Genomic DNA, 8,322 nt, shown 5'->3' with positions numbered 1-8,322 from the left:
GCGAGGACGCCGCGAAGTGCAGCACCGCCTCGAACGAGGAGTCCAGCACCTCGCCCGCGTCCTGGATCCGGCCCCGCACGAACTCCGCGCCCTCGACCTCCGAATTTCGACATCCACCGCTCGACTGATCGATCATCTTTAAACAACTCGACTGATCGATCATCTTTAAACAAGAAGAAACTCAAGTCAACATTCGATGGGGCGGTTTGGGGTCGGGGTGGCCGGTGAGACGACTGCGGACAGCGATCCGGTAGCGAGAGGAGTCAGACCATGACCGGCACGACCACCGCAACGGGGACCGGAACCGCGCCGCAGGAGGACGTCGTCGACGTCCTGCTGGCGCAGCACCAGCGGATCCGCGAGCTGTTCGCGGACGTCCGGGCCGCGCAGGGCGAGCACAAGCAGCAGGCGTTCGACGAGCTGCGGGCGCTGCTGGCGGTCCACGAGACCGGCGAGGAGCTCGTGGTGCGGCCCGCGGCCGAGCGCGCGGCGGGCAAGTCCGAGGTCTCGGCCCGCAACGAGGAGGAGGCCGAGGCCAACCGCGCCCTGCGGGACCTGGAGAAGCTCGACGTGGCGAGCCCCGAGTTCGACGCCGAGCTGGCCGCCTTCCAGCTGGCGGTCGAGGCCCACGCGCAGCACGAGGAGAAGGAGGAGTTCCCCGCGCTGCTGGCCTCCTGCGACCCGGAGCAGCGCCGGACGATGGGCCGCCGCCTGCTCGCGGCCGAGCGGATCGCGCCGACCCACCCGCACCCGGGCACCGCCGGCAAGCCGGCCCTGCAGTGGACGGTGGGCCCGTTCGCCTCCCTGCTGGACCGCGCCAAGGACGCCTTCGCCGACCACCGCGGCTGACGCACCCCGCCCGGCCCGTCCGGACGGCGCGGCGGCCCGCGACCCCTCGTACCCACGGGGGGCCGCGGGCCGCCGCGCCGCGTTCGGCGTTTGTCTCCCCGCTGCCCGGACAGGCGCCCGGCGAGGAGAGGAGAACGCCATGGGCAACAACCCGCAGCAATCGGAACTGCGCCGCAGCGCCAAGGGCGCGAACGTCCAGGACTCCGCCGCGGCGAAGGCGGACACCGCAGGAGGGCCGGGCCGGGAGGACGAGCACCCGACCGGGCAGGACAAGGGCGACAAGGGCGGCGGCCGCACCGGCGGCACCCCGCCCGAGCAGCGGCCCGACCATCCCTGACCGGCCCGGCCCGCCCCTGACCGCCCCGGCCGCCCCCGCCCCCGCGCACCCGGGCGTCCGACCGCGGTTGGACGCCCCGTCCGGGGGTAGCCGCCGCACATGGTGACCGTGGGTGTGGAAGAGGAGTACCTGCTGCTGGACGCCGCCACCGGCGTTCCGGTGGCCCGGGCCGAGCAGGTCCGGAAGGCAGCCGGCCAACAGCCGGGGATCGACGGGGACGAGGTGCAACGCGAGCTGCTGCAGGCGCAGTTGGAGGTCGCCACCCCGGTCTGCAGCACGCTCGACGAGGTCGGAGCCCACCTGGAGCGGCTGCGCGGCGCCCTCGCCGCGGCCGCCGCCTCGAGCGACTGCCGACTGGCCGCCTGCGGCGCCGCGCCCTTCGCCGACCGCCTGGCGGTGCCGGTCAGCGACACCCCCCGCTACCGCACCATCCACGCGGACGCCCCGCAGCTGACGGACGAACAGCTGATCACCGGCATGCACGTGCACGTCGGCGTCCCGAACCGCGAGGCGGGCGTCGCCGTCCTCGACGGCCTGCGTCCCTGGCTGCCGCTGCTGGTCGCGCTGTCCGCCAACTCGCCGCTGTGGAACGGCGTCGACACCGGCTTCGCCGACTGGCGGACGGTGATCTTCAGCCGGTGGCCGGTCAGCGGCGTGCCCCCGCACTTCGACGGCGCCGCCGACTACGACGCCCGGATACGCGCCCTGGTCGACACCGGGCTGATCGGCGACACCGGCCAGCTCTACTGGCAGGCCAGGCTCTCCGAGCGCTACCCCACCGTCGAGATCCGGGCCATGGACGTCCAACTCCGGGTCGACGAGGCCGTGATGCTGGCCGGGCTGGTCCGGGCGGTCGCCGCCACCCTGCTCGCCGACCCGCCCCGGACGTCCGCCCCGTCCCACCACGAGGCGCTGGCCGCCGCGGTCTGGTACGCCGCCCGCCACGGCTGCACCGAGCGGCTGTACGACCCGCACACCGGCACGCTGGACTCCCCGCCCGCGGTGCTGGACCGCGTCCTGGACACCCTCGGCCCCGCCCTGCGCCGCCACGGCGACACCCCGTGGGTCGAACCCCTCCTGGGCCGCCTGCTCACCGAGGGCAACGGCGCGGTCCGCCAGCGCCGCGAACTGCGCCGCGGCGGACGCGCCGGACTGGTCGACCTGATCAGCAGCGTCACCGACGGCACGCCCTCCGGGGAAGCGGACGCGGACCCCATGGCGTGAACCCGCGCACCGGGGCCCCGCGGGCGGGGCCCCGGTGGAGGGCTACCCCTCGTGCTGCTCCCACGCCGCCCGCCGCAGCCCGGCGTCCAGCAGGACGTCCACCGCGGTGCACGCCAGGGCCTCGGTGACGGACCGCAGGACCGACCGGGCCCGGGGGGAGGCCGCGGCGGCCGCGAACTCGGGGGTGTGGTCGGACCCGCCCTCGTCCATGATCGCGACGAACGGGTGGACGGCGGGCACCCGCGCGCTGACGTTGCCGATGTCCGAGGAGCCCAGCAGCACCCCCGGCCGAGGCGGCCCGAGGACGATGCCCGCCCGGGCCAGGTGCACGGCGAAGCGCCCGGACAGCGCCGGGCTGTCGCGGAAGTGCTCGTAGCGCACGGTGGCCCGCTCCACCGTCACCGTCGTGCCGGTCGCCGTGGCCACGCCCTCGGCGCTGGTGCGCAACTGCGCCGCCAGGGCGTCCAGTTCGGTGGTGGTGGCGGCCCGCAGTCCGAACTGCCCCTCGGCGAGGTCGGGCACGATGTTCGTCGCCGTGCCCCCCGCCGTGACGATGCCCTGCACGTGGGAGGCGGCCGGGAGCCGCCTCCCCAGCGCGGACAGCACGTTGAACAGCTCGATCAGCGCGGCCAGCGCGTCGATGCCGTGCGTCGGGTCGCCCGTCGGGTGGGCGGCCCGGCCGTGGAAGGCGACCCGGTACTGCTCCTGCGCGGTCAGCACCGCGTGCGTCCAGTCCTGGACGCCGGGGTGGAACATCAGCGCGGCGTCCACCCCGTCGAACACCCCCGCCTCCACCTCCAGGGCCTTGCCGCCGCCGCCCTCCTCCGCCGGGGTCCCGACCGCCAGCACCGTCCCGGCGTCCTCCGGCAGCACCTCGCGGGCGGCCAGCGCCGCGCCCAGCCCGGCCGCCGCGATCAGGTTGTGCCCGCAGGCGTGCCCCAGCCCGGGCAGCGCGTCGTACTCCAGCAGCAGGGCCACCGCGGGGCGGCCCCGGCCGGAGGCGGCGGTGAAGGCGGTCGGCATCCCCGCCACGTCCCGCCGCACCGCGAAGCCCGCCCGCTCCAGCTCGCCCGTCAGCAGGGCGGCGGCCCGGTGCTCGGCGAAGGCGCACTCGGGGTCGGCGTGCAGGGCGAGGGCCGTCCCCCACACCTCGTCCGACCGGCGGCGCACCGCCTCCCGGACACGTACGTGCAACTCGTCTCGGGTGTGTGGCACTTCGGCTCCCGGGGGCTCGACGCGGACCGTTCCGTCCACCCGTCTGCCACGCAACGCCGCCCCCACACCCGGGGGAGGCCGCCGACCCGCTCACAGGCGCAGCACGACCAGGGCGGTGTCGTCGGTGAGCCCGGCGGGCGGGACGAGGTCGGCGAGCAGGGCGTCGGCCAGCGGACCGGGGGCGGCGCGGCGGTGGCGGGCCAGCGAGCGGGCCAGCCGGTCGAGGCCCGCGTCGATGTCCTCGCGGCGGCGCTCGACCAGGCCGTCGGTGTACAGGACGAGGACGGAGCCCGCGGCGAACGCGGCCCGCGCCTGGGGGCGCCCGGCGTGCTCGGGCCGGGCGCCCAGCGGAGGGTCGGTGGCCCCGTCCAGGAACACCACCGACCCGTCCGGCCCGCACAGGGCGGGCGGCGGGTGACCGGCGCTGCTGTAGGCGAGGGTGCGGTCCGCCCAGTCGAGGAAGACCGACACGGCGGTGGTGTTCTCCGCCCCGTCCACGGAACGGGCGTACCGGTCGAGCACCTCCAGCGCCCGGGCGGGCCCGCCCGCGACCCGGGAGGCGGCCGACAGGGCGCTGCGCAGCTGTCCCATCACCCCGGCGGCGCGCAGCCCGTGCCCGACCACGTCGCCGACGGCCACCGAGGTGCGCCCGTCCTCGGGCAGGTCGACCAGGTCGTACCAGTCGCCGCAGACGTTCAGCGCACCGGCGGCGGGCCGGTAGCGCACGGCCGCCCGGTGGTCGCCCGGCGGGCGCAGCGCGGGCAGCATCGCCGCCTGCAGGTGCAGGGCCACCTCCCGCTCCCGGGCGTGGGCCCGGCGCAGGCGCTCGTTGACGTCCTGGAGCTCCCGGGCCCGGCTGTACAGCTCGGCCCCCAGGGACCGGGCCCGGCCGCTGTCGCGGATGCCGCGGGCCCTGATCAGCTCGGTGACCTCCTCGACCCGGTGCAGCAGGAGCACCACCTCCCCGTCCGGGCCCAGGACGGGGACGTTGACCGGACTCCAGTACCGCTCCTGCCACTCCCCGGGACGCTCCGGGTCCTCCACGTCGTAGCGCTGCAGGGCCATCGTGTCGCGCTCCCCGGTGGCCGCGACCCGCCGCAGCGAGGCGTGCAGGTTGCGCACGCCGGTGGCCGCCGGGTCGTTCGGGTTGTCCGGGAAGACGTCGAACAGGAAACGGCCGACCACCCGCGCGCGCTCGCGCCCCGACAGCAGCAGGTACGCCTCGTTCACGTCCGCGAACACCAGGTCGGGCGTGAGCAGGGCGGCCGCGCCCGGCAGGGCCTGGAAGACGCCCCGGTAGTCGATGACGGGTCCGTTCACGATCCACCTGCCGTACGCCGCCGGTTCCGGTCGAGGGGTGCTTCCACGATAGGCGCGGGAGCCCCGACCGGCCCCCGCGCATGGACCGGCGCCCGCCGGGCACACGCGAGGGCATGGCCACCAGGTGGACGACCCGCTCGACGAAGGCACGACGCGCGGCCCCGTACGCGGGAGCCGCCCTGGCGGTGACCGCCGCCGCCCTGGCGGGCGCCCGGGCCGTCGGCCCGGCGGGCCCGTGGTACCGCTCGCTGGACAAGCCCCGCTGGCAGCCCCCGCCGTGGGTCTTCCCGGCCGTGTGGACCCCGCTGTACGCCTCGATAGCCTGGAGCGCCGGGCACGCGCTCGGCCGGGTCGACGGCCGCGAACGCACCGCCCTGGCCGCCGCGTACGGAACGAACCTGGTGGTGAACGCCGGGTGGACCTGGCTCTTCTTCGGCCTGCGCAGCCCCGCCGCCGGAGTCGCCGGCTGCCTCCTGCTGGACGCCGACACCCTGCGCCTGATCCGGCGGACGGCCCGCCGCGACCCCGCGGCCGCCACCGCCCTCGCCCCCTACGCCGCGTGGTGCCTCTTCGCCACCGCGCTCAGCGCCTCCCTGGCCCGCCGCAACGGCTGAGCCCGGTCCCGCACGGCGGTGAAACGGCGGCGGACCCGGCGGCGGGACCCGGCCCGTCCGGGCGTTTCCGGCCCCGGAGGCGGGAAAGACGCGGACGACCGGCCGCCCCGCACCGGCGCGGCCCGGCCCACTGAGGAGAGGTGGATCCGATGGCACCCCACGAACCCGGCACCCCGGCCCCGGGCCCCGGCGGCCCGGGAGGCTCCAGCGGCCGCGAGCAGCGGGCCGGGCAGCGCACCGTCCCCGGGACCGCCTCGGCCCGCGAGGGCTACGACCCGGGCACCGGAACGGCGGCCGGCGACCCGCTCACCGGCGTCGAGGCCGACCCCCGGGACGAGGCCGACCGCGACGAGGAGGACAGCGCCCTGGAGCCCCCCGAGCAGCGGGGCTGAGCCGCCGTGCCCGCGACGCCCGGCTACGCCGTGGCCGCCTCCGGTGCCTGGTTCGACGAGGAGGACAACCGGCGCCTGCCCGCCGGTGAGGCGCACGCCTGGGAGCGGGGGACCAACCAGACCCTGTGCGGCCTGTCCCTGCACCGCTCGCAACTCCTGCGGTTCCCGCACGTCGCCTGGCCCGACGTCCGCCCGGACACCGGCGGCGCCGCCGACCGCATCCAGCGCGTCTGCCCCCGCTGCACCGCCGGAGCCGCCCGCGGCCGGGGCGGCGACCGCCCGTGGACCCGGCGGGCACCCCGCCCCTGAGCGCGGAGGGCCGGGGCCGCAGGGGCCCCGCCCGCAGGGTCGTCGACCGCCGCGCGCCGGGACGAATCGTGGCATTCGGGGTAGTTTCGCCACGGGGGCCTCACACCACGGAGCTCGCATGGACCGCTACCCGCCCATCGCCGAACACGGCCTCGTGGGAGACCTGCAGACGGCTGCCCTGGTCTCCTCGCAGGGCGTCCTCGACTGGTTCGCCTCGCCCAGGTTCGACTCGCCGAGCCTGTTCGCCGCGCTGCTGGACCACGACCGGGGCGGCTACTGCCGGCTCGGGCCCGACCTCGGCGACGACGTCACCTGCCGCCAGCTGTACTACCCGGACACCGCCGTGCTGGTCACCCGGTTCATGTCGCCCGACGGCGTCGGCGAGGTGCTCGACTGGATGCTGCCGCAGGACGAGGACCGGGCGAGCGACCGCCACACGGTCGTCCGCCTGGCCCGGACCGTGCGCGGGACGGTGCGCTTCGAGTTCGACTGCGCCCCGCGCTTCGACTACGGCCGCGCCCGGCACGAGGTCCGGGTGGACGGCGCTGACGCCGTCTTCCACGGACCGGACCTCACCCTCCACCTCAGGTCGACCTTCCCGGTGCAGCAGCAGGGCACGGACGTGGTCGGCGCGGTGACCCTGCAGGCCGGGGAGCAGGCCGGGATGGTGCTGACCACCTGCGCCCCCGGCGGCGCGGCGCCGTCGCAGCCCACCGTGCCCTGGCTCACCGAACAGCTGTGGAAGAGCGTCGACTTCTGGCAGCGCTGGGTCCGTCAGTCCCGGTACCGCGGCCGCTGGACCGACATGGTGCACCGCTCGGCCATCACCCTGAAGCTGCTCACCTACGCCCCGAGCGGCGGCCTGGTCGCCGCGGCCACCATGGGCCTGCCGGAGCAGGTCGGCGGCGAGCGCAACTGGGACTACCGGTTCACCTGGATCCGGGACGCCTCGCTGTCGGTGCGGGCGCTGCTCGACCTGGGGTTCACCGACGAGGCGATGGCCTTCACCGGCTGGCTGGGCGACCGGCTCCGGGAACGGCTCGACATGCCGGGCGAGCGGCTGCAGATCATGTACCGGGTGGACGGCGACCCCGAGCTGTCCGAAGAGGTCCTGGACCACTTCGAGGGCTACCGCGGCTCCGCCCCGGTGCGGGCCGGCAACGCCGCGATGGACCAGCTGCAGCTCGACATCTACGGCGAGGCGCTCTACGCGCTGTCCGAGGCCCGCAAGTTCGGCGTCCAGCCCGGCTACCACGGCTGGCAGGCGGCCGCGCAGACCCTCGACTGGCTCGCCGACCACTGGGACCGCCCGGACGAGGGCATCTGGGAGACCCGCGGCGGCCGCCAGGACTTCACCTTCAGCCGGGTGATGACCTGGGTCGCGTTCGACCGCGGACTGCGCCTCGCCGAGGAGTTCGCCCGCCCCGCGGACATCCCGCGCTGGCGCGAGGCCCGCGACACCGTGCTGCAGCAGATCATGGAACGCGGGTGGAGCGAGCGGGAGCGGGCCCTGGTCCAGCACTACGGCAGCGACACCCTGGACGCCTCGCTGCTGGTCATCCCGCGGGTCGGCCTGCTGGGCGCCAAGGACCCGGTGTGGCTGTCCACGCTGGACGCGATGGACCGCAAGCTGGTCTCCGACAGCCTGGTCTACCGCTACGACCCGGCCGCCTCCCCCGACGGACTGCGCGGCTCCGAGGGCACGTTCAGCCTGTGCTCCTTCCTGTACGTCGACGCGCTCGCCCGCGCGGGGCGCCTGCGCCAGGCCCGCTACGCCTTCGAGAAGATGCTCACCTACGCCAACCACGTGGGGCTGTTCGCGGAGGAGATCGGCCCGTCCGGCGAGCAACTGGGCAACTTCCCGCAGGCGTTCACCCACCTGTCGCTGATCATGGCGGCGACCACCCTGGACGAGGCGCTCGACCGGGCCTACCGCCGCTGAGACGGCTCCCGCCCCCGGCGGGGGGGGGGGGGGGGGCCCCCCCCGCCGCCGGGCGCGGGCGCCCCGCGGGCCGCCCCCGGCCGGCCCGCCCCGGGGCGCGGGCGGCGGGGGGCGGCCCCC

10 protein-coding genes (1 of these 10 cut by a window edge) are annotated in these 8,322 nt (G+C 76.2%); 7 read left to right on the top strand and 3 right to left on the bottom strand.

Annotation, left to right across the window (positions count from 1 at the left end; translation table 11 throughout):
- The first annotated feature begins 270 nt into the window (after positions 1-270).
- The 3 genes from ACFY00_RS15405 (at position 271) to ACFY00_RS15395 (ending at position 2,410) form a co-directional block, all read left to right on the top strand.
- A complete protein-coding gene (locus ACFY00_RS15405) occupies positions 271-849 on the top strand; it encodes a hemerythrin domain-containing protein (RefSeq protein WP_388031434.1) in 579 nt (192 codons plus the stop codon).
- A 139-nt stretch (positions 850-988) separates the two neighbouring features.
- Positions 989-1,186 carry a hypothetical protein gene (locus tag ACFY00_RS15400; RefSeq protein WP_388031432.1) on the top strand — a complete coding sequence of 66 codons (198 nt, stop codon included), beginning with the start codon at positions 989-991 and terminating at the stop codon, positions 1,184-1,186.
- 99 nt (positions 1,187-1,285) lie between these two features.
- Entirely contained in the window at positions 1,286-2,410 is a 1,125-nt protein-coding gene (locus ACFY00_RS15395; protein WP_388031429.1) for a glutamate--cysteine ligase, read from the top strand.
- 42 nt (positions 2,411-2,452) lie between these two features.
- Here the strand turns inward: ACFY00_RS15395 and ACFY00_RS15390 are convergent, their stop codons facing one another.
- Together ACFY00_RS15390 and ACFY00_RS15385 are read right to left on the bottom strand one after the other, a co-directional pair.
- Positions 2,453-3,625, bottom strand: coding sequence for an amidohydrolase (locus ACFY00_RS15390; RefSeq protein WP_388031427.1), 1,173 nt, complete (start codon positions 3,623-3,625; stop codon positions 2,453-2,455).
- A 90-nt stretch (positions 3,626-3,715) separates the two neighbouring features.
- A complete protein-coding gene (locus ACFY00_RS15385) occupies positions 3,716-4,948 on the bottom strand; it encodes a PP2C family protein-serine/threonine phosphatase (RefSeq protein WP_388031460.1) in 1,233 nt (410 codons plus the stop codon).
- Positions 4,949-5,058: 110 nt separating this feature from the next.
- Between ACFY00_RS15385 and ACFY00_RS15380 the strand changes: the two genes are divergently transcribed.
- The 4 genes from ACFY00_RS15380 (at position 5,059) to ACFY00_RS15365 (ending at position 8,202) form a co-directional block, all read left to right on the top strand.
- A complete protein-coding gene (locus ACFY00_RS15380; RefSeq protein ID WP_388031424.1) occupies positions 5,059-5,559 on the top strand; it encodes a TspO/MBR family protein in 501 nt (166 codons plus the stop codon).
- Between the two features lie 149 nt (positions 5,560-5,708).
- Positions 5,709-5,951 carry a hypothetical protein gene (locus tag ACFY00_RS15375; protein ID WP_388031422.1) on the top strand — a complete coding sequence of 81 codons (243 nt, stop codon included), beginning with the start codon at positions 5,709-5,711 and terminating at the stop codon, positions 5,949-5,951.
- 6 nt (positions 5,952-5,957) lie between these two features.
- Positions 5,958-6,260: a hypothetical protein gene (locus ACFY00_RS15370; RefSeq protein WP_388031420.1), complete on the top strand. Its 303-nt coding sequence runs from the start codon at positions 5,958-5,960 to the stop codon at positions 6,258-6,260.
- A gap of 118 nt (positions 6,261-6,378) precedes the next feature.
- Positions 6,379-8,202 carry a glycoside hydrolase family 15 protein gene (locus ACFY00_RS15365; RefSeq protein WP_388031417.1) on the top strand — a complete coding sequence of 608 codons (1,824 nt, stop codon included), beginning with the start codon at positions 6,379-6,381 and terminating at the stop codon, positions 8,200-8,202.
- Here ACFY00_RS15365 and cydB read toward each other — a convergent pair.
- Positions 8,150-8,322: the 3' portion of a cytochrome d ubiquinol oxidase subunit II gene (gene cydB, locus ACFY00_RS15360; protein WP_388031414.1), read on the bottom strand. It continues 1,102 nt past the right edge of the window; only the last 173 of its 1,275 coding nucleotides appear in the window; the start codon falls outside the window, past its right edge; the stop codon is at positions 8,150-8,152. The genes ACFY00_RS15365 and cydB overlap by 53 nt on opposite strands.

The sequence above is a fragment of the Kitasatospora sp. NPDC001540 genome, assembly GCF_042894345.1.
Taxonomy (GTDB): Bacteria; Actinomycetota; Actinomycetes; order Streptomycetales; family Streptomycetaceae; genus Kitasatospora; species Kitasatospora phosalacinea_C.
This window is presented reverse-complemented; position numbering and strand designations above follow the sequence as displayed.